The organism is Bdellovibrio svalbardensis, assembly GCF_029531655.1.
Lineage (GTDB): Bacteria > Bdellovibrionota > Bdellovibrionia > Bdellovibrionales > Bdellovibrionaceae > Bdellovibrio > Bdellovibrio svalbardensis.
Genome location: NZ_JANRMI010000002.1, coordinates 163,490 through 190,487 on the forward strand (window position 1 = coordinate 163,490; position 26,998 = coordinate 190,487).

The following is a 26,998-nucleotide window of genomic DNA, read 5'->3' on the forward strand; positions in this document are numbered from 1 at the left end:
CCTTTCCAAGGTCTGAACAGAATTTGCTTATATGTCGTGTAGGCGGTTGTGATGTGTCCAAAGATGTCTTTTCACTTCAAACGTCAATTTTCATGATAACTACACCACACTTAAAATAGCGATATTTCTAGGCATTTTGAATCTGCAAGAAATTTATTTGTGTAGGTGGTGCGTTAATGCCTCTCACTACCAAATTTTTAAAAACCCGCTTCTGGCGGGTTTTTTTTTGTCCGGAATTCAATTACTTAGAAAAATGATGTTTTTAATGGGCTCGGCGAGATGCCGATTGCGAGGTTCTTCTCCAAAGGTTGGGGTAGCAAGGTAGCAAAAACTCTGTCGATATGATGATGGAGAAAGGCCAAAAGCTTGAGGATGTTTTGCTCTGGCTTGGCCAGGCTTCGATTGAGACCATCTGGTCACGCAATAAAGATAAAGATCACGTTAAGTTTGTTGAAACTTCGGAGACAAAGCGAACGAAGGTCAAAAGCGTAAGTAAGCGAAGGTTTTAAGATGGTGAGCAATAAGTTTGAAGTTAATGATGAAATTGTGGCGATTCAATACACGAAGATGCAGATAGCAAAAGTTCAAATTGAATCAGCAATTGAAATGCTGTTCGAGGGACACCATCCAGTATCGGTTCATACAGTTGGACAGGCTGGATTTCAGATAGTTAGAGATATTGCTAGAGTAAAAAATCTTGATGTTCTCATGAAGATTGAGAGAGCTGACAACAAGTTCTGGAGAAAAGCGAATTATGCCTGGTCGTTCTGCAAGCATGCATTGCATGACTCAGAGGATATATTTCCAGGATTTAAACAGGAACTTAACGAGCTTTCATTGTTTTGGGCAATACATCTTTATTCTCATCTAGGTGGAAAAGTTACGGCTGCAATGGCGGCCCTTTCTTCATTAGTAATGACTAAATACCCGGAGATGTGGAACTACTCTAATCCCAACGTGACAAGTGAGATGATAGAGGCGTCAAAAGGACTAACAAGAGCAGAGTTTCTAGAGGTGGGGAGGCAGATGATAGCATTAGCTAGAGTAAAGCCTGCGTATGCTGAAAATTAGTCTTTAATTTGCATAAGAAGCTGGTCTAGCTTTCTTCGGATTTTGTAAGTCCACTCTCGTGTTGCGATGGATCATTTTACATCATCAGTCCTTACGACTAGATGTTCGCATTATTCACATTCTGGTCTGCCTGTGGCCATTCGTCTTGTGAGAACCTAGACCTACGGGGGACCTAGGTGGCAAAAGCATCACAGAGAGAAAGATTTGCAGCAACAGTTGAAAAACTAGTTAGAAAATTTGATGCCGACAAAGAATTTTATATGTCGAGTGAATACAACGAATCTCAAGCGCGCCTTGATTTCATTGATCATTTTTTCGTAGCTCTCAATTGGGATCTGTCGAATAAAGATGGCGTTCCCTATCATAGACGTGATGTTATTGTTGAGCGCGGTGATACTACATCTCGTGTGCGACCAGATTACACTTTTAGATTAAGTGGACGAGCGAAGTTCTTCGTTGAAGCTAAGGCTCCAAATCAGCCGCTCGATAATATCTATCATGTCTTCCAAGCTAAGTCTTATGCATGGAGTTCTCCCGATGCAGATGTTGCAATCTTAACTGACTTTGAAAGACTTAAGGTGTTTGACTGTAGGGCTACTCCAGAAGTCGACAAGCCGAATAAGGGATTAATTAAGGATATCAAGTATTCAGACTTCTTGAAGGAAGTTGATTTCCTTTGGCAGTTTTCAAAGGAAAATGTTCAAGCCGGATCGCTATCTAAACTCCTTGTTGATAATGAGACTTCCAAAAAGAACAGAGTTAAAGTAGACAAGCAATTCTTAAAATTCCTTATGGAGTGGCGGTTAGATTTTGCTAATCAAATTTGGAAAGGTAATAAAGGATATGATGAATCCAAATTGGATGAAGTCGTCGATTTGATTGTAAATCGAATTATCTTTTTAAGAGTTGCAGAAGATCGTGAGATCCTTACTCGTCCGACATTGATTTCAATGTCTGCTCATTGGAATGAGACTAAAAAGTACAGTCTTTGGGAGAAAATTCTTTCTCATTTCGAAGACATTAATGATGATCTGAATGGTATCTTATTCAAAAAATCAGTTTTGACTGACAAGCTGAGAGTTCCTGATCAGTTACTTTTCGACTTCATTCAAAATCTATATTTTCCAAATAGTCCGTATCGTTTTGACGAAATTCCAATTGAATTACTTGGCACAATCTATGAGCAATATCTTGGAAAGCAATTTGAGGTTAATGGAAAAAATATCGTACTTGTAGATAAGCCTGAAGTCAGAAAAGCCGGTGGAGTTTTTTATACTCCGCAAAATGTAGTTGATACGATTGTTCAGAAAACTTTGTCAGAGTTTAGTAAAGGAAAGAAATATTCTGAACTCTCGAAGATTTCGATTCTTGATCCAGCCTGTGGGTCGGGTTCATTCTTAATTACGGCATTCTCGAAATTGTTGAATCTTCACTTAGATTACCTCATTGCGAATCCAAGTAAGGTTGAGCAAGGTAAATTCTTTCCTGATCTCGTCAAGGATGATCGTGGCGAATGGAAGTTATCTATTGAGAAAAAACGGGATATTCTTCAAACAAATATTTTTGGTGTAGATATAGATCAACAAGCAATCAACATCTGTGTCATGAGTTTGTACTTAAAGGCATTGGAGGGCGAACAGAGACTTCCGACCAAAAAATCTTTATTACCAACTCTCGATAAAAATATTAAGTGCGGAAATTCTTTAGTTAGCGGAAATACAAAAGAGCTCAAACAATTGATTGGCGAGGATTACGATTCGCGAAAGCCATTTAATTGGGTTTTGAATTTTACAAAGGTGCTAAAGGATAAAAATGGTTTTGACGTAATCATAATGAATCCACCCTATGTAAAGATTCAGAAACTTTTGGAAGATGAGACGAATGACGTTAAGTATATTCAAGAGAAATACCGAACGGCTGCAGAAGGATCCGCGGATATTTATGTGGCATTCATTGAAAAGAGTTTAGAACTTTTGAATCCGTCAGGGCAACTTGGATTGATTTGTCCACATAAGTTCTTTCAGGCGGAGTACGGTCAACCACTCAGAGATTTATTGAGTGAGAGCCACTTTTTGAATGAAATAGTATCCTTTGGCGATATCCAAATTTTCGAGAAAGCAAGCACCTACACATGTCTGTTGTATTGCTCCAAACAGCCTCACGAGGAAATTAAGTTCTCTAGAGTTAAGGATGAGGAAAGCCTTCAGCTTTCACTGACGGCCACATTGGAAAGAAAAGAGCGCTTTGAAGACAAGACTTTGGTAATCGACTTCGTTAAAGCAAAAGAACTTAGAGAGTCTGCAGAGTGGAATTTTGTAGTTGGCAGTGAGCGAAAGCCTTTTGATTTGTTATCTTCGCAGCGGGTATTTTTGGGAAGTCTTACTAAAGATATCTACCAGGGAGTCATTACTGGGGCTGATGATGCCTTTATTTTGCAAGGAAATATCAAAAAGAACTCTAGGACAGCTCTTTTGAGATCGCTTGAGTTGGGTACTGAAGTTGAAGTGGAAACAGATCTCTTGATGCCTGTTATGCAGGGCTATACGGATGTAAAACACTTCAAAGTGAACAAACCTTCGGCGTACATTATTCTTCCTTATCAACGAAATGAAGCTGGGAAGGCTCTGCTAATTCCAAATCAAGAAATGAAATCGGATTATCCTCTTACATGGCGCTATCTGAAGGAAAATAAACCGCTTTTAGAAAAAAGAGAAAAAGGAAAATGGGCGGGACCGGATTTCCATTGTTTCTCGAGAAACCAAAACCTTCTGAGATTTCAAGATCCTAAAATAATGATACCTTATATGGTTGATAAGCTATGCGGATTCTATGATGGAGCTGAGAAGCGTTATTTCGTAAACGTAACTACGGGTGGCTACGGTCTCGAATTGAATCCTAACTCAGGAGTTAGCTATAACTATATTCTCGGTTTGATTAACAGTACTGCCATGAACTTTTTTATCAAGAAGATCGGAAGTACTTTTAGGGGCGGATACTTCCCGTGTAGCACTCAATTTCTCAGAAAACTTCCTATAGTCATGCCAAGCACCAAGATGGAAAAAGAAATTGTTAAAAAGATTGAAGATCTAGTAGCTGCAATAAATATTCAACTACTAAAAGGGATTCATTTTACAGATGATGAGGTGTTCGAGAATCAAGCTGAGCTCGATCAATTGGTGAACCAGCTGTATGCGGTAGACAAATTCTACGAAATTATGTCTGTCGCCTAGGTAGGGTCTTCGAAGCTTAATTCTTTTACTCTGAGAATCTCGCCGTCTTTTTCTTGTGTGAAATTGACGGCAGTACCTTCTTTCAAGTCTTTTAAGCGATCCGTAGATACCGCAGAGTAATGCAGAAAGACTAAATCTTTCTTGTCAGTTTCTATAAATCCGTATCCCTTTTTTTCGTCAAACCATTTAATACGACCTGATTTCATACTTATATACCTACCACGGCTTAGATTTTAATGGAAAGCGTGATTCAGGTGCATTTCTTGAATCACCCTAAACTAGACTTTAGTTGGGTTTAATTTCCGGCATTTGAATTTTAAATTCAGAATCCTGATTTATTCTAACGCACCCGGAAATTTGACCTAGCATTCCCTTTACGTAAGGGGGTGCCGCTTAAGCAAGTCCCAGGAATCTGTCGATGATAGAAATTTTCAATGCCTCACGGAAGATCAAGAAGAATTCTCGAGTCATCTCAAGGTATAGCCCTTGATCGTAACTCTCAAATATTGAACTTTTACTGGCAAACTTCTCAATTGGCGCAGCATATCGAGTAAGATTGTGCTCTGCTTGTACTTCAAAACGCCATGCATCTCTAGCTGATGAGTTTCCCAATTTCCAATGCTTCAGCTTCTGTAAAGATCGCTGTGATTTGAAAGTCTAGACGTGTAGGCCCCCAATTCTCGAGTTGAAGTTCATTTTTCGAAAAACTTTTTAGGCTTTTTCTCTCTATTTTTTTTGCTCGAAAATCACTTAATGCCCCGTGGGTAGCCCAATCCCATCCTCTATGCTGGTATAGAATAGAAGCAGAATTGAAGGTTATCTCTGTTAAAAGTTCCAAATGTGACTATTTAGTCTGTGGGTTTCTCAGTCTTGGGTAGATTAATACATTTGCGCTAATTAATATTTTTAAGACATTTACCAAGCTCAAGCATCCAAAAAAATAGAATAAGAAATCGCTAATGGTCTTGAAGATTCTTAACGCCAGTAGGTGAAGTCCGTCGTAGATGAGAAAGTGATTTGTTTCTAAAGGAAACTGTGAACTTGAGAATAAAAATAGTAGTGTTAATAGAGCGCTAAATATTGAGAATGTTACTTGACCAAAAAGTATCTGATACTGCTTAATTCTATCTTCTGATTTTTCGCGCATTACTCGGGCATCATATGTTTCACTAAGAATTTTCTTTGGAACTTTGGCGTCTTGACTTTCGATAAACGTAAAGAACGGAACTAAGATATTAATTAAGAATCCGATGAAAATCGAAGCAGTTGAGATTATGTTGGCAATTTCATTGCTGCTTAATATTGGGCCATCTTTTGTTATAATGATAGAGATTAGAGCAGGGGTGCCAAATACATATAGTATTTCTTTCCACGATAGTTTGCCATTGTTGCTAACTTTGAACCCTTCCAGGTAGTTTGATAAAATTGATGATAATTGCCTTAACATATACATTTTTATACAACTTGGCCTATAGCATGCTCTATATATTGATTAACTATTCTCGCCATTCCAGCTAAGCTAAATCTGCGTCTCATGTCGCGATTTACATCTGCAGATATGTCGAAACTCATATCGAATTTGATTTCCTGCCCCATTCTGACAGTCTTTTTTTGTCCATCCATATCTATGGTGACATCGAACGTAGAATTTTCAATTTCTCTTCCATCTACATACCGTCTAAAGAGTCGCGCGACTGGAACAGATGGATCCTCGGCCTGTATTAAATTATCAAAATTAATTAGGGGATTATGGATGCTTCGTCCAATCCGAACTTCGGTCTCTACAATAATTTGCTCTTCAACTCTACCGCCTCCGGCATTGCGGTCTTCAACTCGGCGAGGAACATATGCTCTTCTCTTGATTTTTTCCACACGAAAGTGGTTATGGAATCGCTCAGCATCTTCTTGGAAGTCCAATTTTAAGGGGCGAATATCTATTTTTAAATGTGGGTACTGCGCTACTAAAAAGTCTTTGAAAGCATTGTGAAACATTGTTTTGCATCCTCTGTTTCCAATTGCATGCAAGGCCAATACCCCGCGTTCTCCACCAGGGGGAAGGAAGAGTTCAAAATAGTGGTCGAATGCTGGAGCATGCTCGGCTGGAATTGGACTTTTCACGCCATTTGCTGTGTTTATCATTTTTCCTTCGTATCCATAGGAGCCTGCTGATAGAAATCCCTTTATTTTTCTTTGAGTACGTAAATAGTCTACATTAGCTGTGGCCGCTTCAATTACCGTTTCATCTTCATCATCCTGATGAAACGTCGAGATATTGTTTAAAAATTCACGAGCGACGTCATAAAAATCTTTTGCTTGACCGGCTCTATCAATGACCATTTCAAAGGGTATAAAGGCTCGATGTGCATTAAGTGCCACGCGAATTACATATAGATTGAGGAAGTGATTTCTAGCCATTTTTTTTCCTTTGTAGAATAATTTTACGACGAATTTGCCTATGAAGCGGCCTTGTTGCTGTCTGTGTTGTTAGAAGTATTTGCTATGGCTTCTGTCATTAGACATTCGGTCGTTGAGGCATCTCGTTTAGATTTTTTTGTCTTCCGCGAAGCACGTTTTTGAGCCTTTACATACTTATGAATCTCCGCCGCCTTGGTTTCGTTCCAACCAGCAATGGCGTCGTTCAAACCTTGCTCTAACAACCAATAAAGGCGATCCGTTAGAATTTCGTGATTCGCCTTGAATTCATGTTCACCGCGAACAAACTTCGCAATGTAACGAACGACATCTACAGACAGAATAGCTTTTGAAAGAGACTCTGGCGAGAACGCCATTGCTTCCTTAGATAGCTCAGGCCAGCTGCTCTCTGTGAATGATGATTCATGGAAATCAAAGAACTCATAGCATTGCTCTTCAACTGATTTCTTAGTGACGTTGATCATGTCGCCATCAGATTTCAAATCGAAAGCTGAAATTTCGATGCCGCCATATTGTGTTTGAGAGAAATCAAAGAGTTTCCACTCAACACCGTTGGTAAGCATACCCCAACGAACATTTCCGATTTGATTTAGATACTCAGCAAGTTGAGTTTTCCCAGATCTGAAGTCTGATTTTGAAAGATCGAAGCCGATTTTTTTGACTTCGACAACGAAGACGGGCTTGTCTTTGTGTAAAACAATCAGATCAGGGCGTGTTTTACCTTTGGTTTCTTGAGCACGGATTGTATAGCCTGCAGAAGCAGTGTAGCCAAGACAGTTTCGCAAGAAGCTTTGCGCCCATCTTTCGACATCAAGTTCTTTGGAAGACACGCTTGCGTCTAAAGTTTTTAATTCATGAAGATGTTCGATTGTTTGATCGAGTATTGCGCGTACAGTTCTATCTTGTTTTGTTTCTCTAGCCATACTGGACTCCTTGATGATGAAGTCCATTTCGGCTTGTTTATATTAAAGTTAACTTAATTTATAAATTAATATCAATTTAACAGTTCCTTGTCGGAGAAATGTTTGGAATTGAGATTTTTATTAAATAGCGAAAGTTTGATAGTGGCTGAATTGGGTTCGAGAATTTGTTTGTGAATGCAGTCGCAAATCCATAAACTTTTTCTATGCACAAAAGCCTTTTCTCAAGCCTAAAAATAGTCGCAATGATGTTAGCGACAGACAACGAACTCCATCCAAAGGAAAAGGCTTGGTTCTTAGCGATTGCAAAAAACTACGGCGCAACATTTCGGGAGCGATCACAGCTCGAAGAATATCTTCGTGGTCGACCAACCGAAAGTCTGGAAGAAGCTCTAAGTGATGTTGTGGGCGAGTTCGACAGGCGCCGCCTGCTTAATTTTGTAAAGATGGCCATGCGCCAGGATGGCATTGTCAGGAATTCTGAAATTACATTTTTCTATAAGATTCAAGAAGCGTTGGGGGCGAATCCGCAGAATGACTATCTTCAATTGGGAAGGTCATTGCTTAAGCGTGATCGAGAGATGAGAGTTTGGAACGAGCTCGATCGCTTGGGGAATGTATGGTCGCGCAAGCTTCCGATATTTGGGATATCAGGTTATTTTTATTATACAGACGGAGTCTTCTGGGAAGCCCTTGGGGATCTTCTTATAAACAACAAGTTTACGATGTTCTTTGTAGGGGCGATCATTGCTGCTTACATCTTTCTGGTGTAGCTATTTTTGCACCTTTGGCGTTCTTTTGGTCGAGTTTTTTATTGGCCATCGCTATTCATCTGGTTTGCTATTGTGGTCGTGTTCGCCGCATCATTTTTAGGCAAAAGGTATCCATTGAGCTGCCTTTTTTGTTTCTAGCCGAAGCCAAATCCTGTTAGCATTTTCACATATGCGAAACATCAAATTTAAAAAAATAGCGATCCTAGCAAGCGTCCTTCTTCTTCAACCCATGTTGAGCCCAAGCTCCTTCGCGTTAGCGAAGAAAAAAGCCCCGATGAAAGCCTACAGCTTCATCGTAGAAGGCGGAAAAGCGTCTCAAGCTGAATGCGACGGCGAACGCAAGCTTCCTAAGCTAAAGCGCCTTAAGGAATATTCTAAAGCCAGTTCATACATGGGATCGGAGCTGCAAAGCCCCGAGATCAAGGGAAAGGCCAATGAAGAGATGTGGAAGCATGTCTTTAAAACAAAAGAAGCCTGCAACTCGGTGCTAGCTAAAACCCCATCAACTTTGGAAAATAAAACGGTAAAGGGTGCCAAGCCAGAACTTCCGCCGGATGACTCTGCGGATTCAGATAATGATGGTGACCAGACTGACGGACCAGATACGGAATAGACGCTTAAACGAAAAAAAGGCAGCCAAGGCTGCCTTTTTTATTATCTAACGTCTGGGATGATCAATTCACTAAAACGCTTTATGAAGAAGCGTAATCACCGTCTCGTCAGTTGTTTGAACGGTCACATGCATAGTTTGATTTTCAGTGTGAAGCACCAAAGCCGCTTCATGACGCGCAATCACCTGGCAGGCAAGTCCTGCTCCAGCAAAGTACAAGTCGACCACTTTACCGCTTTGAGCGTTGGCCAATTCCTCAGCAGTCCATTGAACCGTGTGCTCACTGGGAATCGTTTTCTTTGTCGTATCATGTTTTGAACGGCGAACTGCGATCAACATCGCAGCAAAGATACCGAACGCGATGAGCGGTGACCAAGCGACGATCCATAGATGGTGGGTGATCTTTTTTGCCATGGCGGCATCGAAGAAGAAATCAGAAACAGCCAAGCTGCTTCCAATAATCCAAACTGCCCACAAAGCAAGTGTGCTTACTGTTTCAATTATCTTTCGCATAGGTTACTCCACCACGATCGGGACTGATCCAAGAACTGAATTGGCGTTTTGGACCAAAAAGAACTTTGGGAATCGCCACAAATAACACAAAACTATTAATCATCCAATAGGCAAACGGATACCAAATAGCGACAAAGCCCAAACCCGATGATTTTTCATAGCGTCCGTGCAGGAACAAACCTACCAGGAACTGCATGAAGCTCATCACTCCGGTCAGCAGAATCGCGTAATGGATATTGATGTCGTGCAAGTTCTTACCGAAAATCGCAAAACCAATGGTCACAGGCAAAAGAAACGCCCAGGTCACAGAGAAAATATATTCCAAAAGAATCAAACGAAGACCGGTATCACGGCTTTTTAAAACAGATCTGCCGTGTTTTAGAACAACTTCAAATCCACCTTGAGCCCAACGAAGGCGTTGCTTCCAAAGTCCCTTCAAGGTGTCAGGCATAAGCACGTCACAGGTCGCCTTGGGCTCGTACTTAAGAGCCCAACCAGAGGTTTGCAATTTCCAGCTAATACCAACATCTTCAGTCACGGTATCAGTGTCCCAGTATCCAATGCTTTCAATGGCTGACTTACGGAACATCACCAAAACACCTGACAGGGCAAACAAACGACCCAAAGTTTGATGATAGCGTTTGATCATCCCCACCAGGGCCGAGAATTCTCCGACCTGAAGGCGTCCCACCAAAGTGCCACGATTTTTCACACGCGGATTGCCTGTCACACCGGCGATGTGTTCATCGCGGAAGTGTTCCAGCATAAAGCGGGGAGCCTCAGCATCCAATTCAGAGTCGGCATCGATGCACAAAATAAACTCATAGCGACTGGCCATGGCTCCCAAGGTCAATGCCGCCGCTTTGCCGCGATTTTGGACTAAATTAATAACTCGCATATGAGGGCGCGACATCGCCAATTTTTCTAGAACAGCTTGAGTCTTATCGCGGCTTCCGTCGTTGATCGCAATGATTTCGCATTTTCCCAATGGCAAATGATCCAAGGAGCGAATGGTCGCTTCGACCGTCTGTTCCTCATTGTAGCAGGGGATAAGAATCGTGTACGGCCGATCGGAAAACTCAGAAAGAGGAGCGCGCTTGCGTTCTCTTTTGAAGTAAAAAACAAAGGCCCCCATAATCCAGATCACTGGCAGGACAAAGGGAATGATCATAAACAAGATTTTAATAATTTTAGGCAGATAAGAAATGATCATATTGCCTCTCCTTTGAAAAATGCGGCTGATTTGGACGTCAATTTTGAAAATTTCAGGCCGTGGGGGGAGATCATTTTTTCACCATTTATACGGAGAGCGGTAATGTTGCTGGCAATTCTGTAATCCAAATTGCCCTGGGCGTCAATTGCCATACTTGGGGAGGGGCTTCTTTTAAAGGAATCTCGTAATCAGATAAGTTTTTTTTAATCTGGAGGGGCTTAAATGAATTGAGGCACAGCTGCGACCCCGGGGGCCTAAGGGGGCTGGGGGGAGGGTGTGAAATATTTTTTTGTCTATTCTTTTGCCAGCTTCGGGCTGGGGAGCTTAAAGGGTGGTTTTCTTTGGCCAAAAATGGACCGGGACTCTCCGTGAAGCCCCCATTCTTGTCAGCACCTTCTCAGCAAGTTATATTCAAATAAATCGGTGAAATCCAATGTCTGAACCCACTCTCTCAAAAGCACAAGTCCGTTCCCTCTGGTTGAAGTCCCAAGGTCTTCACGAGTCGAATCCTTTTGGCAGTGGCCCGAAGGCAAGCGTAAGGGCCATCAAGCACCTTGGGTACGTGCAAATCGATACGATCAGTGTGATTGAAAGATGCCATCATCATATTCTTTATTCGCGCATTCCTGATTATAAAAAGTCCCATCTGCAGCAAGCGCAAAGCAAAGATAAAACAGTTTTTGAGTATTGGACTCATGCTCTTGCCTATGTCGCGACGGATGACTTTAAATATTTCATCAACGATATGAAGCGCCGAAAGAAAGATCCCTGGTATTCGTCGGTGACGGAAGCGGATGTCAAAAAAGTTGTGGCCACAATTAAAAAACAAGGGGCTATTTCAATTCGCGATGTGAATGATGAAGTTCTGGTGGATAAGGATCATGCGTGGGCAAGTAAGAAGCCGACCAAGAAAACTCTGCAATGTGCTTTTAATGGCGGGGACTTAGTCATTAGTGAGCGCCAAGGAATGCTAAAGAAGTACGAACTTCCGGATCGTCATTTTGGTTGGACAAAAAGGCCCAAGGCGGCCTCGGCTGCGGAGGTTTTTGAATACCACATTGATCGTGCTCTGCGCTCGCAAGGGGTGGTCAGTGTTGAGTCGATTTCTTACATGCAGAAAGTTGCGCATAAAAAAGAGATTCTTAAACGCCTTGAAGCCCGCGTTCGTCAGGGCGGCTTGATGCCAGTTCAAGTTGAAGGTGTTGAGAAAGTTCAATTTTGGATGGAGCCTTCTCATCTTGATGAGGGGATTGATGACGCCAATGATTTGACGCATATCCTGTCGCCATTTGATCCGTTAGTGATTCAAAGAAAACGTTTTAATATGTTCTTTGATTACGATCATCGCTTTGAGGCCTACCTGCCGAAAGAGAAAAGAAAATACGGATACTTCACCTTGCCCGTGATCATCGGGGATCAAGCGGTGGCTGTTCTTGATTTAAAGACCGACCGTCAAAATCAGGAACTGCTGATTCAGCAGTGGAGCTGGTTGGGGAAGCATAAGTCTCAAGGTAATAAGAAGTTGATTGAACAAGAGCTTCAGCGCTTCGAGAAGTTTCAGCTCGCGAAATAATGAATCTTCGCCGGGTTTCTGGTCCGGGCTTCCGTTTCAACTATCTGACTGACCACCAAGAGTATTGGTTCAAGGGGTGGGGAAAGCCCATCATCATTAATCCTTTTCTAACGCATCTTTTCTTCGCGCCGGTGTTGCATTGCGTTCCTTTGAGGCGCCTGTGGCTTGCTCTGAGATTTTTAATCCCAATCTTATGAGGTGAAAAGTGTTAGGTTTACGACTCCTGGGGGGCTTTGAAGCTCTAAACCTCTAAACCTTATAAGGATCAAAATTGCTTTCAAGCGTATTGGTCCAGTCTTCAGGCTGACAATAGCGGGGAGCAAAGACCACTTCCAGTTTGATTCGATCAGGGTCTTCAAAGAAGACCGCATAGTAATCATCATCTCCGGACGGAGATTTTTCGTACAAACAAGCAATTCCATTTTTGACTAGAACAGTTGAATAAAACTGATCGACCTCTTCTTTTGAAGAGGCATAAAAAGCCAAATGATTTAGTCCGGTTCTTTTGCGATGAAAACCTGCTGCGATGTATTTCTCTTCGGTGGGGCATAGGCAGATCTTCATGGCGCCATCGCTGTAGGTGGTGAATTCCTTTTGGCAGACCAGACGTTTCCAGCCTAATGGAGTCAGAATCAAATCATAAAAACGAATACTCGCTGCATAATTGGAAACATTCAGATCGATGTGACTTAGTTTGGTCATAGTCTCTTTCTGCTCTTTCGAAGATCAACACCCATAGTGTTGGATGATCTTAGCGCAGGAAGAGATGAAAGAGAATAGAACCTGAACCTCTATTTTACTTTTTGCACTGAGTTTTCACTCCATCGAGTTCTTTCTTAAGCTCTTTGTTCATATCACGTAAGTCTTTGAGTTCCTTCATAAGCTCGTTGTTGATCTTGCTTTGCTCGTCTTTGAAGCTCGCAAGCTCTCTGATCGCTTCGATGATCGGTGCAATCAAAGAAGGGTAGTTGACTGATTTGTATCCTTTCTTGTCAGTATCAACAGCTTCAGGGAATTGCTTTTCAACTTCTTGGGCGATCACGCCAAGTTGTTTGCGGGCAGAGAATTGTCTTTCAGGGAACTCCGCTCGTCTCCAGTCATAGGTGACCCCACGCAGAGCCAGTATTTTTTCAAGGGGATGCGTGATCGTCTCGATATTTGTTTTAAAGCGTCTGTCGGAAGTAAGGGCGACACCTGCGGCGCGCACACTGCCGGAAGCGTTGATATCGCCACCTTGAACATCCAGTTTGTAACCTGGGGATAGGGTTCCAATACCAACGCTACCTCCAGCAAGCACAGTGACCCTGTTCGCATTATTTGTATTGATATAAAAATCATGGTTAGTGACAGTTCCAACACCTGCATTGCTCGAGTTCGCGAACAGTCCTGCGTAAGCTCCTCCTGTGTATTTCGCGCCGACAGTGGCTCCTGATGAACCTTCGACCATGCTCGCTGTAGCAGAGGTGCTATAGACATGAAGATTGTAGATCGGATTCGTCGTACCCATACCGACATTACCTGCGTTATCGATGCGCATACGCTCTGCAGGCGCAGCAATGTTATCAGGCTTGGTTTTAAACGCTAAGTAAGCTCCATAGCCATTGGCCCCACCAGCTCCCGAAGCCGCTGATGTGAGGACTGCAAGGTCTCGATTCGACGAAGATCCTGCATTGTTAGCTGTGCTAAATCTTATTTCACCACCGATGGAGCCCGCCGCGAAGGAAGAATAATTTGAGGCTACCGCAAGAACGCCGTAAGAGGACGGGCTGGCGGCGCTGTTCCCTGTGACTGTAAGGAGTCCACCATTGGTATTTGTGCTGGCGACTAACAATCCAGGATTTGTCGAGCCAAGGCCGACGCCCCCACCTGCTGGATTCAACAATAAGCTCCCTTTGCTTGTATAGTCAGCCGAGGATCGAGATTGAATCCAGGCGTTTGGTGAGAAGGTGTCGATTCCCATGTCTAAGACATAGTTTCCTGAACTTTGGTTTATTCTTAGGATTCCATTGGCTGCGGAGCCAGACGTGGCAACAGCTGAAGAAGTGCCGTTCACCTCAAGACGTGAAAGTGGACTTGTTGTTCCAATGCCGACGTTACCTGCGTAATTGATGCGCATACGCTCTGTCGGACTTACAGTGCCAATTGGAGTTGTATAAAACAACATATTTGAAGGAGCGTTTGACGTCGTAAAGGTCTGCTGGGCTGTCACATTAATTCCCGCAGAATCTACGAAGGAGCTTCCAGTGTGTCCAGCAAACCAAAAGCGACCAAGATTATTGCCGGCAGTCACCGCTGTTGGGGCGGCCTTTGTCCCCATGGCGCTATTGATCCAAAGTCCATTATTTCCACCACTACCATAGTCACTAATTTGCATTGCAGTCCAATCACCAAACTGATTGTCAGTGTTCTCAACTGTTGAATACACGGGGCCTTGCGAGCCCGATACAACAAGCTTGTCAGTAGGATTCGAAGTTCCGATACCAACGTTACCAGTAGCTCCGACTGTCATTCTGGTCGTGTTGCTTGTTTCAAGATTCAATGCAAATGCGTCAGTTGTACCAAGGGTTGCAGCTGCGCCAAAGCTATTGCCACCATTGAGGAAGCCATTTGCACCGGTAAGGGCTGTGATCCAAGAAAGTGTTCCAGTGCCATCAGTACTTAAAACCTGACCGCTGGTGCCCGCAGTGGCTGGCACAGTAAGAACCACATTAGCCGCCACAGTTGCTGGGGATCTTAAAGCGACATAGTTTGAGGAGTCAGCATCTGCCAAGCGAAGTTGATTTTGTGCGCTCATTTGAACATAGTTAGTAAAAGCTTTTGCACCACTAATCGTTTGCGTCGAAGTTTTATCAACGAGACCAGCAGTATCGGGAGTTCCGCTACCCCAAGAGGTGATGCCTGTCGCATAGACAACATTTCCTGCGGAACCCGCTGCAAGTGAAGTGACAGCACCGGTTCCCGCACCAACCATCAGATTCCCTGAGCCGATTGAAGTGGCACCAGTGCCTCCGTTGGCAACAGGAAGAGTTCCCGTAATGTCAGTACTGATGTTGAGGAGAGCATTGACCCAGTTGGTTCCATCATAACGAAGAACTTGTCCCGCAGAATAAGCGACGGGCGCAACAGATTTCCCTTTGATTTTATCAACACTCATCGTACTGCTGGTGCCGCTGACATCACCACTGAAGGTGCTAGCAGTACCAAGTTTTGTATTAAAGGCATCATAGTCTGTTTTGCTAATAAGGCCCGCCGTCACTGACGCGGTTGATGCCATGGGAATATTCAAAGTATGAGTGCTTGTCGCCGAGCTAAATGCCGGCGCGGTTCCTGCAGTGCCAATTGCAAATGTTTGAGCGGAAGCTGTCAATCCGCCCAATGATGTAATACCGCCAGCAGAAGGAGTTGTCCATCCTAAGTTTCCGGCGCCGTCAGTTTTTAAAACTTGGTTCGCTGTTCCGTCGCCAGCAGGCAAAGTCCAAACAACGTTACTTGAAGTTGCCGCAGGTTGAAATCCTACATAACCAGAAGTGGAAGCGGTGAATCGCATCGCTCCTTTAACATCGAGAGGCGCGGCAGGGGAGGTTGTTCCGATACCGACATTGCCGTTTTTCAAAACAGTCACAGCATTGGCTTTGGCGGCTCCGCTGGTTCCAATCCCGACTTCAAACAAAGGATCTGTCGCAACCCATGTCGTTGCGTTTCCTCCGCCAACATTAAAACGTCCGATGGCAGTTGAGTACATAGCGTCCGCGCGAGCATTCCCGCCCAGAGCCGTCGAGTAGTCACCGCCCGCATAAGTACTGTCACCTAGAGCTACTGCGGAATAACCAATTGCATTTGCAGTTCTTCCCAGACCAACAGAATTTGCACCTGAAGAGTAGGCGCCGCCCATAGCGATAGAGCTATTTCCGATAGCGTAAGCTCCATTACCCGCAGCAACTGAATATTGTCCTGAAGCTTGCGTCGCATATCCAAAAGCAGTCGAGTAAGTTCCTACGTTGACATCATTCCACTCGCCAGACGCGGTTACTGTACCTGCTCTAAATGCTGCCTTTTTCGGATACCATAGCATTCTTGTGCCGGCTCCTGCTGTTACGAGAGAGGCGCCGCTGCCAAATGTTCCTGTGGAAAGAATCCCGCCGTCGCCACTCAGTGAAAGTTTGAATTCTGGGGTTCCGGTGCCGACGCCAACGTTTCCGCTGGCATCAACGCGAATGCCCTCATTTCCGCCATCGCCACTGAGCCAGAATGAACCTAATTGAATATTTTGAGTCGCGATGTGATTGCCAAGATTGTCAGGGCCTGCAGGCTGATTGCTCCAAGCCAAAGTTCCAGCACCGTCAGTGCTAAGAACTTGTCCGCTAGAACCATCTGCTGCTGGTAAAGTCCAAATTTTATTTGCTGCAACAACACCAGGGGATTTAAAGCCGACATAGTTGGAAGAATCTGTATCTGCAAAACGAATTTCATTTGCAGCAGACATTTGCACATAGTTTGTGAAAGCCTTAGCGCCGCTGATCGTTTGAGTCGAAGTTTTATCGACCAGACCTGCGGTGTCAGGAGTGCCACTCGCCCAAGAAGTGATGCCGGTTGCATATACAACATTTCCTGCCGAACCTGCAGCCAGAGACGTCACGGCACCGGTTCCCGCACCAACCATCAAATTCCCAGATCCGATTGAAGTGGCACCCGTGCCACCGTTGGCGACAGGAAGAGTTCCTGTAATGTCGGTGCCGATGTTGAGAAGAGCATTGACCCAGTTGGTGCCGTCATAGCGAAGAACCTGTCCCGCAGAATAGGCGACTGGCACAATAGATTTGCCTTTGATTTTATCGACACTCATCGTGCTGCTTGTCCCGCTCACATCACCACTGAAGGTGCTCGCTGTACCAAGTTTTGTATTAAAGGCATCATAGTCTGTTTTGCTGATCAGGCCCGCCGTCACTGACGCGGTTGATGCCATTGGAATATTCAACGTATGAGTGGTTGTCGCCGAGCTAAATGCAGGAGCGGTGCCCGCAGTGCCAATTGCAAATGTTTGCGTTGATCCACTTAAACCATTCAATGAAGTTAAACCTGAACCTGCAACTCCAAGAGTTTGCGCGGCGGCTCCATCCCAATATTTCACTTGGTTCGTATCGGTGCGGTACCACATTTTACCTTTATCTCCAGCCACAAGACCGCCTGGATCCGCGGCGACTCCGTTAAGACCCAACAAACCAGTCATCACATCGCCAGCTTTGTTGAGCGGAGTATAACCCAGTGCTGTCGTCACATCGCCGGAAGCGATGTTTGCGCCCACGGTTACGCGACCTTTGGCATCGACAGTGACTTTAGAATAAGTTCCCGCAGTCACACCAGAACTTGCGAGCGTCAATGCTCCGGTATTGGATAAGGTCGCATCGCCAGTCATTGTCTGAGCGGTCGCTACATTCGTACCGCTACCCACTAAGATTTTTCCAGAGGCCAAAGTAGTTGATAGAGCATCAGTGATACCGTAACCCGCAAGAGTTGTTGGAGTTGCAGTGATAGAAGACCAAGCCGGAGTCACAGTGACGTTACTTGCGGCAGTCAAACGACCTTGAGCATCAACCGTAAATGTTCCAACTTGCGTAGCTGATCCGTAAGAGCCGGCAGTTACCGCTGTGTTCGTCAAAGAAATTGTGCCAGAGCCTGTGATCGGACCACCGCTAAGTCCTGTGCCGGTCGCAACACTCGTTACAGAGCCACCAGAATCTGAAGCCCAACCTAAGTTGCCAGCGCCGTCCGTTTTCAAAACTTGGTTCGCAGTTCCATCCGCGGCAGGAAGAACCCAAACCTTATTGGCTGCGACAACACCTGGGGATTTGAAACCAACATAGTTAGAAGAATCCGTATCAGCAAAGCGAATTTCATTGGTCGCATTCATGGTCAAGGCACCAGTCATTGCGTCGCCAGCTTTATTTACCGGGGTGTAGCCCAAGGCTGTTGTGACATCACCTGAAGCGATATTCGCGCCCACTGTGACGCGGCCTTTTGCGTCGACAGTGACTTTAGAATAAGTTCCTGCAGTTGCACCTGAAGCGGCTAACGTCAATGCACCCGCATTTGAAAGAGTCGCATCACCGGTCATTGTTTGTGCAATAGCTGTGTTCGTTCCATCACCCACCCAAATTTTTCCGCTGGTTAAAGCAGGAAGAAGGGGAGTTGGTGCTTGGCAGGCAAAACCTGAAGCCGTCCAAGTTGGAACATGGCCTGCAGTCGCGCAGGCAAAGTTGAAGAACTTACCAGTTGAATCCACGACCGCAATACCCGAAGTCGCAGTGTTCACGCCAGTGAAGTTCAAATCAGCACCCAAGATCGTTCCATCTAAAATTTTCCCAGTTGTCACTGCATTAGCAGCAATAGTTGCTGCCGCAGAACCCGGACCTGCCGCCGTTACATCACCAGTCAAAGCGGTAACGTAGTTTCCTGCAGGTTGCTTCGCCGCGAAAGAATCATAATCAGTTTTATTTAAAAGACCTGCTGTAGTTCCCGCAGAAGAAGCCATCGGAATATTCAGTGTGTGCGTATTCGTCGCAGAACTAAATGCCGGAGCTGTGCCTGAAGTTCCGATGGCAAAAGTTTGAGTCGAACCACTTTGCCCGTTTAGTGAGGTGAGACCAGCACCAGACACACCCAGCGCAACGGCAGCGGATCCATTCCAATATTTAACTTCATTGGTATCAGTGCGATACCACATTTTACCTTTATCGCCAGCGACTAGTCCGCCAGGGTCCGCGGCAACGCCATTAAGACCCAAAAGACCTGACATTACATCACCGGCTTTGTTGAGAGGTGTATATCCAAGTGCTGTTGTAACATCGCTGGAAGCGATGTTTGCGCCCACGGTCACGCGACCTTTAGCATCGACAGTGACTTTAGAATAAGTTCCCGCAGTCACGCCACTTGAAGCGAGTGTCAATGCACCAGCATTTGACAAGGTCGCGTCGCCACTCATTGTCTGAGCTGTCGCGACATTTGAACCATTACCTACCAAGATTTTTCCTGAGGCCAACGTCGTTGATTGAGCATCAGTGATGCCGTAGCCAGAAAGAGTTGTAGGTGTCGCAGTGATAGAAGACCAAGCCGGAGTCACGGTGACGTTACCAGCTGCAGTCAAACGTCCTTGAGCATCGACGGTGAATGTTCCAACTTGTGTAGCTGAACCATAAGCACCAGCAGTGACAGCTGTGTTGGCCAGTGAAATCGTACCAGTTCCTGTGATAGGCCCACCAGTTAATCCTGTTCCAGTTGCGACACTGGTCACAGTACCGCTTGTTGCCGGTGCTTGACAGGTCCAGCCCGTCGCAGTCCAAGTCGCGACATGACCTGCAGTTCCGCAGGCGAAGTTATTAAACTTTCCAGTTGAATCCACGATCGCGATTCCCGAAGTTGCGGTGTTCACACCAGTAAAGTTCAAATCAGCACCAAGAATAGTACCATCCAAAATTTTCCCAGTGGTCACGGCGTTCGCAGCAATGGTTGCCGCGGCAGAACCCGGGCCTGCCGCAGTCACATCACCAGTCAAAGCGGTGACATAGTTGCCAGCGGGTTGTTTGGCAGCGAAAGAATCATAATCCGTTTTATTCAAAAGACCTGCAGTCGTACCTGCAGAAGAGGCCATCGGAATATTCAGCGTGTGTGTGTTCGTCGCCGAACTAAATGCCGGTGCGGTGCCGGAGGTGCCAATAGCAAAAGTTTGTGTGGAACCATTTTGACCATTCAAGGAAGTGAGGCCTGCACCAGAGATGCCCAGGGCTTGCACTGCGGAACCATCCCAATACTTTACTTGGTTTGTTGTCGTGTTAAACCAAGTTTTACCTTTGTCGCCAACTCCATAGCCAGAAACTAAAGTTGTTTCTGTCGCATTAGTGTAGTTACCTAACCCAATGCTGCCAGTCATGACATCGCCAGCTTTATTAAGTGGGGTATATCCCAAGGCAGATGTTACGTCACTCGACGCGATATTGGCGCCTACAGTGACGCGACCTTTTGCATCGACAGTGACTTTCGAATAAGTTCCTACAGTTACACCTGAAGCTGCTAAAGTGATTGCACCCACATTTGAAAGAGTGGCATCCCCAGACATCGTTTGAGCAACTGCTGTATTGGTGCCATCACCTACCCAAATTTTTCCGCTGGTCAAAGCAGGAAGAAGGGGAGTCGGAGCCTGACAGGCGAAACCAGAGGCCGTCCAGGTTGGAACATGGCCCGCGGTCGCGCAGGCAAAGTTAAAGAACTTGCCGGTTGAATCCACAACGGCAATTCCTGAGGTCGCTGTGTTCACGCCAGTAAAGTTCAAGTCAGCACCAAGAATAGTTCCATCCAAAATTTTCCCAGTGGTCACGGCGTTGGCAGCAATGGTTGCCGCGGCAGAACCCGGACCTGCCGCAGTCACATCGCCAGTCAAAGCGGTGACATAGTTGCCCGCGGGTTGTTTGGCAGCAAAAGAATCATAATCAGTTTTATTTAAAAGACCCGCAGTGGTTCCTGCAGAAGAGGCCATTGGAATATTCAGCGTGTGTGTGTTTGATGCTGAGTTAAACGCGGGCGCTGTTCCTGCAGTACCTACAGCAAAAGTTTGGGTTGATCCGGTTTGTCCTCCCAATGAAGTAAGACCAGCACCAGAGATGCCGAGTGCAATGGCAGCAGAGCCATTCCAATATTTTATTTCATTGGTGTCTGTGCGATACCACATTTTACCTTTGTCGCCAGCGACTAGTCCGCCAGGATCCGCAGCGACTCCATTAAGGCCCAAAAGACCTGACATCACATCGCCGGCTTTGTTGAGCGGAGTATAGCCCAATGCGGTCGTTACATCGCCAGATGCGATGTTGGCGCCAACGGTCACTCTTCCTTTTGCATCAACTGTTACTTTTGAATAAGTGCCAGCAGTAACGCCAGAACTAGCCAAGGTTAAAGCACCAACGTTAGACAAAGTCGCATCGCCGGTCATAGTTTGGGCTGTCGCGATGTTAGAACCGTTACCCACCAAAATTTTTCCGTTAGCCAATGTTGAAGATTGAGCGTCCGTGATACCGTAGCCAGCAAGAGTTGTAGGCGTCGCAGTAATAGAAGACCAAGCCGGAGTCACAGTGACGTTGCTTGCTGCAGTCAAACGACCTTGAGCATCGACTGTGAAAGTACCAACTTGTATTGCAGAGCCATAGGCCCCAGAAGTCACAGCTGTATTTGCCAATGAGATGGTGCCAGAGCCCGTGATGGGACCACCACTTAATCCTGTGCCAGTCGCAACACTTGTTACAGTTCCGCTTGTTGCCGGTGCCTGACAGGCCCAACCAGTTGCAGTCCAGGTCGCCACATGACCTGCAGTTCCGCAGGCAAAGTTATTGAATTTGCCAGTCGAATCGACGACTGCAATTCCAGAAGTCGCGGTATTCACTCCAGTAAAGTTTAAATCTGCACCTAAGATAGTCCCATCTAAGATCTTCCCAGTCGTCACCGCATTCGCAGCAATGGTTGCCGCGGCAGAGCCGGGACCAGCAGCCGTTACATCACCAGTCAAAGCAGTGACATAGTTGCCTGCGGGTTGTTTTGCCGCGAAGGAATCATAGTCTGTTTTACTAAGAAGACCCGCAGTTGTTCCTACGGAAGAAGCCATCGGAATATTCAATGTGTGCATATTCCCAGAAGACGACCAAGCGGGAGCAGTACCCGCAGTTCCTGGTGTTGTCAGAGTTTGTGATGATCCGGTTTCGCCATTGAATGAAGTTAAGCCGGCACCGGCAACACCAAGTGCAACGGCTGCAGAGCCATCCCAGTATTTCACTTCATTGGTATCCGTGCGGTACCACATTTTACCTTTATCACCAGCAGCTAAGCCTGTTGGATCAGCAGTGACTTTATTTAATCCCAATGGGCCAGCCATGACATCGCCTGCTTTATCGAGGGGAGTGAAGCCTAGTGCCGTTGTCACATCGCCTGAGCCAATATTTGCACCAACAGTGATGCGACCTTTCGCATCGACCGTGACTTTAGAATAAGTTCCCGCAGTCACACCCGATGCTGCCAATGTTAAAGCTCCCGCATTAGACAGCGTCGCATCGCCAGATACAGTTTGAGCGGTGGCAATGTTGGAAGCATTACCAATCAAAATCTTTCCATCCGCCAGAGCTGAAGATTGTGCGTCGGTGATACCATAACCTGAAAGTGTGGTTGGGGTTGCAGTGATTGAAGACCAAGCGGGCGTCATAGTCACATTCGAAGCCGCCGTCAAACGACCCTGGGCATCGACTGTGAAAGTTCCCACTTGAGTAGCGGATCCATAAGAGCCCGCAGTTACGGCGGTATTATTTAAAACCAAATTCCCCGCAACCATGGCGAGGGGAGCGGTCACACCCGCGGTCGTGTAATTGCCAACACCATTTCGAACGACCAGTCCTGTTCCTGTGATCGAACTCAATTCGGAAGCTTGAGTTCCTTCGCTAATAGTTTTGACGGCGGATCCATCCCAGTATTCGATGGCATTCGAGGCCGAGTTGAACCAGACCTTCCCTTTATCCGCTCCGCTCAGTCCAGAGGGGGCGGTTGCATTGTTCGATAAATGCAAGGTGACGCTAGGATTCATGGTGATATAGCCGGTGTTTGTTAAATGCTGCCCATTCATATTGATGTCACCACTCATAGTGCCACCAGCTTTTGCTAAATAGACAGTGGCGGCGTTATTGATATCATCAACCGCCGTGGCAATCTGCGCGGCGGTTTTTCCGCCAACGGAATTTACAGTCGCAGCCACAGATCCATTTCCCGAAGCAGAAACATCTCCGGTTAGGTCAGTGATGGCGGCACTCAATCCCGTATTGTCAGTTCCACAAGACCAGCCAGTGCCATTCCATTTAAGAATTTCATTGGTGGCACAAGCAGTTCCATTTGGAGCATATGAAAAGTATTTTCCCGCGCCTGATGTGATTTCATCCGCGCCGTGGGTGTGGGCGGAAGGTGCGAAGGCAGTCGGTTTGTTAGCGATAGCAGACCAATCAACGGTGAGGGAGGCAATAGGAGTACAAGTTAAAGAGGTGCCATCAAAACCGATGACCCCAGCGGCGCAGGCCGCGGCAGGTTTTTGCAGGAAGTTGGCGGCATCTACACCGCCCAGCTTTAATGAGTCATTGGCAGAAGTGGCTATATTGGCTCTTTCCGCTTGGCTGGCAAAGGGAACTGAATTGATCGCGATCTTCTCATTGAGTGTATTCCAGGTGGCTCCATCCCAGAACCGTACAGTCAACTTTCTGTTGGCAGTCGCTGATGGGGTATAGGTAGACGAGTTTTCGCAGGTTAAAGCAACACCACTTTGAAAGATCCCGTGAAAGTTTACCGCGCCGGTTGCTATATAGAGGGGGGTCGTTCCGATGACGACGTCGAAGACTCCAGAAGTGTTTGATAAATCCACGCCGTTGACCTGCTCTTTATAGAGAACACAATTGTCGTCATTATCAGCAGTGATACGAAACTCAAAGCTGACGTTGTTGAACGTCAAGGGCGTTTTATCAGACTTCACAATGCGACCTTGATAGCTCAAAGTGCCAGGGTTGGCTTGGGCGGCGGTGCCGAGCGCGACAATTAATAATGAAGTTATGGAAACGAGCTTGATATTCTTCATGCTTAATAGTTCGGTCAATGTGAGTGTTTTTTGAAGTAGGGCGACCATAATAGCGTTGCGGTCGAAATAGCCGGTTGCAACGCTTCGATCTCGGCCTGCGCCGGTTGATAATCGAATGATGTTGCAGGCCTTGCGAACTGGGCAACGATAGTTTTTTGAGGAAGTCTTACTTTGTGCCGATTTGTTTTCTAAACTAAAAAATATGTTCAACATACCTACGAGGCGTTAATGGGTTGTCCAGTAGTTACGAAAGTTCGCAAGCCGGCATCAGTGGTCAATGGTTCTGTAGAGGGTGATGTCCGTGAGGCTGATCGACTTCTTCTGCTAACAATACTCAATGAGCTCGTGAGTGATCCTAATAGCATTCGAGTTGAAATTATGCAGGGCGAGCGCACGACTGTTTTCAATGTTTCGTGCGAGCAAATATGCATTGGGCAGATCATTGGGACACGCGGAAAAAATATTTCTGCAATCAGAAATATCATTGCGTCGATCGCTGGTCGGAAAGGCTATCGTGCCATTATTGAAATTCCGCATTATAAGGCAGAGTAGGAAAGTTTACTTTTTAAAAATTACTCTAGTCTTTCTAGAGCGAGACTCTGTGTCCTGACCTTCCGACCACTTGCATGCTGGTGATCTGCGGGCCATTTTCACCCATAGTTTCTGAAAAACGAACTTCCTGACCGACTTTGAGATCGTCAAAATTTTGATTGAGGACGGAATTGCGATGGAAATAGATTTCGCGTTGATCCTCGGCTAAAACGAAACCGCAGTCTTCGTTGAACAGAAGGCGGATGATTCGTGCGTGCATGGGCTTTGCGATTGTTTTAACTCGGCCAGAGCGAATGCGCATGAAGTCTTCGACTTTTCTTTTCGCCGCATCGAAGGCATCACGAAGGGCCACGTAAACATCTTCATGGGCGTGATTTTTCCCAGGTTCTTTATCAATGATGATATTTGCCCCCCGCATGTGGAGGCGAATCTTGATATGATAGATGCCTCCTTGATGTGATTTCTGTGGAGGTCGATTGATGACCACATGACAGGACATTATTTGATCACAAAGTTTTTCCAAATGTTCTACATAGTCCCAGACTGCGGCTGAGACAGCTTCTGATTCTGGAAAGCCCAAGAATTGAATCTTTAAATCGATCATGAGTGATCTCCGTGAGTAGTGCTTGACGGATAGTTTACCGCAATTGGCGAAAAAATCTCTGTGCACTTCAGCACGGAAAGAAGTGTCAGAATGAATGGAATCAGCTCTCGGTGCGTAACGGTGATAGGAGTGTACCCTGAAGTCGAGCGGCCTGTCGCCATGGCTGAGATGTTGTTGCCTCTTCGGGCCTCAGCAGTTGAAACTAAAGAAAAAGGCCCTAAATATTAGGGCCAAAAAATGTTAACTGAAATCAATTTTATTTACGGACAATTGTCAAATCAGTCACCGCGGAAAACTTCGGCAGTCGAAGAAATATCAACAGCTTTGTCGTCAGAATCCAAACCGACGTTGAAACGAACAGTCGTTTCACCCAGGGGTTTGAATTGAATTGTTAGATCGCATTGTGCGGCCTTTTTGGTTTCATTTCTTTCACAGCGAGTATCGACATGATCGATGTTCGATTTCAGGTCTGTTTCAAGATTTCCACCGTTCATCAAGACTTCTTCGATCTGGCGATAGTATTCTTCAACAGAAGCAACGATAGGAGCGAGCTTTTCGCCCTCACGAATGTCGCCACGAAGAGAAATTTGATCGGCATTTTTGACCAGAAGAGAGTAGGCAGAAGCCTGCATGTCCTGATCCTTGATCGAATCAAAAGCGGAGGCATGGGCTTGGGTCGACAATAAGAGGCTCAAAGCAATAAGGGGACGATTCATAAAAGCTCCTGTGTTTTGAATTCGCAGATAAAACTGCAGGAGGTGTTCCAGGGTCTGAGGCAAATAGAGTGAATATCAGCTGTCTATTTTTTATACAGGAGACGGAGGACGCCTAGCATGCGTCCTTAGGGATTGATTCGAGGGTGCGGGAAATGAAGCTGACGATCACAACCATAGCTGATGGTTGGCTGTGAAAGCAGAATATATCCAACACGCTGCCATGATTTTTTGTCATTGAAATCAGCCTTCGCGGATTTCACCAGGATATCGTACCTCAACGGCTGATCGCTGGCAGATTCAAAGAGCTCTTCTCGGAAGTCGGCATGGTCAGAGGTCTTATTGGAATAGTGAGGTTCGAACTTAATCCATTTTGGTGAGCGCACCAGGAACTCTTGACGTCCTTGCGCATCGAATTGAGCAAGATGATCGATCGGGCGGAAGCCGGGATTTTGATCGGCCTTTAAAAAGCTCTTAAGGACATGAAGACCCAATGGCAGATTCAAACTCAAGCCGAAATCGGGCTCATTCGTCATTGAGACATCGGTGAAATGTCGGATGTGACGACCAGCGAGCATATCGATGGCAAAAATATTTTGCGTCAAAGTCGCAGTATCATTTGTTGTTGTCGGAAAAAGCTTCAGAGCCAAAGCGGCACCTCTTTTTTCGCCGCGACGAACTCCTGATAAAGTGGTGCTGGCGCGGGCAATTAAAGGAATTGCGGTGTTGTTGGCAAAGAGGCCCGAGTATTCCGTAGAGTGGGTGATATTCCAAGTTCCTGAAAAGCAGATTCCATTGGAATGCAGAAGCTTGTCAATTCGAGGATAGTAATCGCGATGATCGTGAAGCGTACGGAAAGTGGCGGCAGACAATTTGTCGTGGATTCCCGATTTGGTCACAGAGAAAAATCTTGAAAAATTAATTTCATAAGTCGGGAAGTGATTTTTAGAATAGGAATTTTTAATCGACCGTTCACTGTCATCGATCAAAGAGTTTTGTGTGGTATCTTGAACAACCTGCCAGACTTCGTTGAATGAAGACTGATCTTTGAAGTCGCTGCTGAGCGCCGCCTGAACCAAAATGCTGGAAAATGTAAAATACAAGAAAAGTAAGATTATTGAATTCTTCATGATGGATCTTCCCTATATTTTA

Annotated in this window: 18 protein-coding genes; 6 read left to right on the forward strand and 12 right to left on the reverse strand. The window is 45.5% G+C overall.

All coding sequences use genetic code 11. The annotated features are described in order from the left end of the window. The first annotated feature begins 510 nt into the window (after positions 1 to 510). Positions 511 to 1,071, forward strand: coding sequence for a hypothetical protein (locus tag NWE73_RS06170; RefSeq protein ID WP_277577418.1), 561 nt, complete (start codon positions 511 to 513; stop codon positions 1,069 to 1,071). A gap of 176 nt (positions 1,072 to 1,247) precedes the next feature. Continuing rightward, positions 1,248 to 4,301, forward strand: coding sequence for an Eco57I restriction-modification methylase domain-containing protein (locus NWE73_RS06175; RefSeq protein WP_277577419.1), 3,054 nt, complete (start codon positions 1,248 to 1,250; stop codon positions 4,299 to 4,301). Here the strand turns inward: NWE73_RS06175 and NWE73_RS06180 are convergent. The 5 genes from NWE73_RS06180 to NWE73_RS06200 all read right to left on the reverse strand — a co-directional run bounded on the left by NWE73_RS06180 (position 4,298) and on the right by NWE73_RS06200 (position 7,657). Further along, positions 4,298 to 4,507 (reverse strand): cold-shock protein, encoded by a 210-nt coding sequence (locus NWE73_RS06180; protein WP_277577420.1) that lies wholly within the window; start codon positions 4,505 to 4,507, stop codon positions 4,298 to 4,300. The two genes, NWE73_RS06175 and NWE73_RS06180, sit on opposite strands and share 4 nt — an antisense overlap. A 386-nt stretch (positions 4,508 to 4,893) precedes the next feature. Beyond that, on the reverse strand, positions 4,894 to 5,139 hold the full coding sequence (locus tag NWE73_RS06185) for a hypothetical protein (protein WP_277577421.1): 246 nt from the start codon (positions 5,137 to 5,139) through the stop codon (positions 4,894 to 4,896). A 6-nt stretch (positions 5,140 to 5,145) separates the two neighbouring features. Then, positions 5,146 to 5,748: a hypothetical protein gene (locus tag NWE73_RS06190; protein WP_277577422.1), complete on the reverse strand. Its 603-nt coding sequence runs from the start codon at positions 5,746 to 5,748 to the stop codon at positions 5,146 to 5,148. A gap of 8 nt (positions 5,749 to 5,756) precedes the next feature. Further along, positions 5,757 to 6,716 carry a hypothetical protein gene (locus tag NWE73_RS06195; RefSeq protein ID WP_277577423.1) on the reverse strand — a complete coding sequence of 320 codons (960 nt, stop codon included), beginning with the start codon at positions 6,714 to 6,716 and terminating at the stop codon, positions 5,757 to 5,759. Between the two features lie 38 nt (positions 6,717 to 6,754). Further along, positions 6,755 to 7,657: a type I restriction endonuclease gene (locus tag NWE73_RS06200; protein WP_277577424.1), complete on the reverse strand. Its 903-nt coding sequence runs from the start codon at positions 7,655 to 7,657 to the stop codon at positions 6,755 to 6,757. A 242-nt stretch (positions 7,658 to 7,899) separates the two neighbouring features. On the opposite strand from NWE73_RS06200, the gene NWE73_RS06205 reads away from it, so the two are divergent. Both NWE73_RS06205 and NWE73_RS06210 read left to right on the forward strand, forming a co-directional pair. Next, positions 7,900 to 8,427 (forward strand): hypothetical protein, encoded by a 528-nt coding sequence (locus NWE73_RS06205; protein WP_277577425.1) that lies wholly within the window; start codon positions 7,900 to 7,902, stop codon positions 8,425 to 8,427. A gap of 169 nt (positions 8,428 to 8,596) precedes the next feature. Then, on the forward strand, positions 8,597 to 9,040 hold the full coding sequence (locus NWE73_RS06210) for a hypothetical protein (protein ID WP_277577426.1): 444 nt from the start codon (positions 8,597 to 8,599) through the stop codon (positions 9,038 to 9,040). A 69-nt stretch (positions 9,041 to 9,109) separates the two neighbouring features. Here NWE73_RS06210 and NWE73_RS06215 read toward each other — a convergent pair whose 3' ends face one another. Both NWE73_RS06215 and pgaC read right to left on the reverse strand, forming a co-directional pair. Beyond that, positions 9,110 to 9,550 carry a hypothetical protein gene (locus tag NWE73_RS06215; protein WP_277577427.1) on the reverse strand — a complete coding sequence of 147 codons (441 nt, stop codon included), beginning with the start codon at positions 9,548 to 9,550 and terminating at the stop codon, positions 9,110 to 9,112. After that, positions 9,534 to 10,763, reverse strand: a complete 1,230-nt coding sequence (pgaC, locus tag NWE73_RS06220; protein WP_277577428.1) for a poly-beta-1,6-N-acetyl-D-glucosamine synthase — start codon at positions 10,761 to 10,763, stop codon at positions 9,534 to 9,536. The genes NWE73_RS06215 and pgaC overlap by 17 nt, the downstream gene beginning before the upstream one ends. A gap of 433 nt (positions 10,764 to 11,196) precedes the next feature. On the opposite strand from pgaC, the gene NWE73_RS06225 reads away from it, so the two are divergent. Next, positions 11,197 to 12,336, forward strand: a complete 1,140-nt coding sequence (locus NWE73_RS06225) for a winged helix-turn-helix domain-containing protein (protein WP_277577429.1) — start codon at positions 11,197 to 11,199, stop codon at positions 12,334 to 12,336. 249 nt (positions 12,337 to 12,585) lie between these two features. Here NWE73_RS06225 and NWE73_RS06230 read toward each other — a convergent pair whose 3' ends face one another. Both NWE73_RS06230 and NWE73_RS06235 read right to left on the reverse strand, forming a co-directional pair. Next, positions 12,586 to 13,038: a VOC family protein gene (locus NWE73_RS06230; protein WP_277577430.1), complete on the reverse strand. Its 453-nt coding sequence runs from the start codon at positions 13,036 to 13,038 to the stop codon at positions 12,586 to 12,588. A 94-nt stretch (positions 13,039 to 13,132) separates the two neighbouring features. Further along, positions 13,133 to 23,977 (reverse strand): tail fiber domain-containing protein, encoded by a 10,845-nt coding sequence (locus tag NWE73_RS06235; RefSeq protein WP_277577431.1) that lies wholly within the window; start codon positions 23,975 to 23,977, stop codon positions 13,133 to 13,135. 228 nt (positions 23,978 to 24,205) lie between these two features. On the opposite strand from NWE73_RS06235, the gene NWE73_RS06240 reads away from it, so the two are divergent. After that, the gene (locus NWE73_RS06240; RefSeq protein WP_277577432.1) at positions 24,206 to 24,529 is read left to right on the forward strand and encodes a KH domain-containing protein; all 324 of its coding nucleotides are present in this window, start codon (positions 24,206 to 24,208) and stop codon (positions 24,527 to 24,529) included. A gap of 34 nt (positions 24,530 to 24,563) precedes the next feature. Here the strand turns inward: NWE73_RS06240 and NWE73_RS06245 are convergent, their stop codons facing one another. From NWE73_RS06245 to NWE73_RS06255, 3 genes are all read right to left on the reverse strand, one after another. Then, positions 24,564 to 25,133 carry an HPF/RaiA family ribosome-associated protein gene (locus NWE73_RS06245; protein WP_277577433.1) on the reverse strand — a complete coding sequence of 190 codons (570 nt, stop codon included), beginning with the start codon at positions 25,131 to 25,133 and terminating at the stop codon, positions 24,564 to 24,566. A gap of 278 nt (positions 25,134 to 25,411) precedes the next feature. Further along, on the reverse strand, positions 25,412 to 25,849 hold the full coding sequence (locus tag NWE73_RS06250) for a metalloproteinase domain-containing protein (RefSeq protein ID WP_277577434.1): 438 nt from the start codon (positions 25,847 to 25,849) through the stop codon (positions 25,412 to 25,414). A 125-nt stretch (positions 25,850 to 25,974) separates the two neighbouring features. Beyond that, the gene (locus tag NWE73_RS06255; RefSeq protein ID WP_277577435.1) at positions 25,975 to 26,976 is read right to left on the reverse strand and encodes a hypothetical protein; all 1,002 of its coding nucleotides are present in this window, start codon (positions 26,974 to 26,976) and stop codon (positions 25,975 to 25,977) included. Positions 26,977 to 26,998 lie beyond the last annotated feature (22 nt).

Bases quoted from the DNA above. Each gene is read 5' to 3' on its own strand.
- NWE73_RS06195 (WP_277577423.1), bottom strand. From the start codon at position 6,716: ATGGCTAGAAATCACTTCCTCAATCTATATGTAATTCGCGTGGCACTT.
- NWE73_RS06215 (WP_277577427.1), bottom strand. From the start codon at position 9,550: ATGCGAAAGATAATTGAAACAGTAAGCACACTTGCTTTGTGGGCAGTT.
- NWE73_RS06200 (WP_277577424.1), bottom strand. From the start codon at position 7,657: ATGGCTAGAGAAACAAAACAAGATAGAACTGTACGCGCAATACTCGAT.
- NWE73_RS06170 (WP_277577418.1), top strand. From the start codon at position 511: ATGGTGAGCAATAAGTTTGAAGTTAATGATGAAATTGTGGCGATTCAA.
- NWE73_RS06190 (WP_277577422.1), bottom strand. From the start codon at position 5,748: ATGTTAAGGCAATTATCATCAATTTTATCAAACTACCTGGAAGGGTTC.
- NWE73_RS06255 (WP_277577435.1), bottom strand. From the start codon at position 26,976: ATGAAGAATTCAATAATCTTACTTTTCTTGTATTTTACATTTTCCAGC.
- NWE73_RS06205 (WP_277577425.1), top strand. From the start codon at position 7,900: ATGATGTTAGCGACAGACAACGAACTCCATCCAAAGGAAAAGGCTTGG.
- NWE73_RS06250 (WP_277577434.1), bottom strand. From the start codon at position 25,849: ATGAATCGTCCCCTTATTGCTTTGAGCCTCTTATTGTCGACCCAAGCC.
- NWE73_RS06240 (WP_277577432.1), top strand. From the start codon at position 24,206: ATGGGTTGTCCAGTAGTTACGAAAGTTCGCAAGCCGGCATCAGTGGTC.
- NWE73_RS06245 (WP_277577433.1), bottom strand. From the start codon at position 25,133: ATGATCGATTTAAAGATTCAATTCTTGGGCTTTCCAGAATCAGAAGCT.
- NWE73_RS06210 (WP_277577426.1), top strand. From the start codon at position 8,597: ATGCGAAACATCAAATTTAAAAAAATAGCGATCCTAGCAAGCGTCCTT.
- pgaC (WP_277577428.1), bottom strand. From the start codon at position 10,763: ATGATCATTTCTTATCTGCCTAAAATTATTAAAATCTTGTTTATGATC.
- NWE73_RS06180 (WP_277577420.1), bottom strand. From the start codon at position 4,507: ATGAAATCAGGTCGTATTAAATGGTTTGACGAAAAAAAGGGATACGGA.
- NWE73_RS06230 (WP_277577430.1), bottom strand. From the start codon at position 13,038: ATGACCAAACTAAGTCACATCGATCTGAATGTTTCCAATTATGCAGCG.
- NWE73_RS06225 (WP_277577429.1), top strand. From the start codon at position 11,197: ATGTCTGAACCCACTCTCTCAAAAGCACAAGTCCGTTCCCTCTGGTTG.
- NWE73_RS06235 (WP_277577431.1), bottom strand. From the start codon at position 23,977: ATGAAGAATATCAAGCTCGTTTCCATAACTTCATTATTAATTGTCGCG.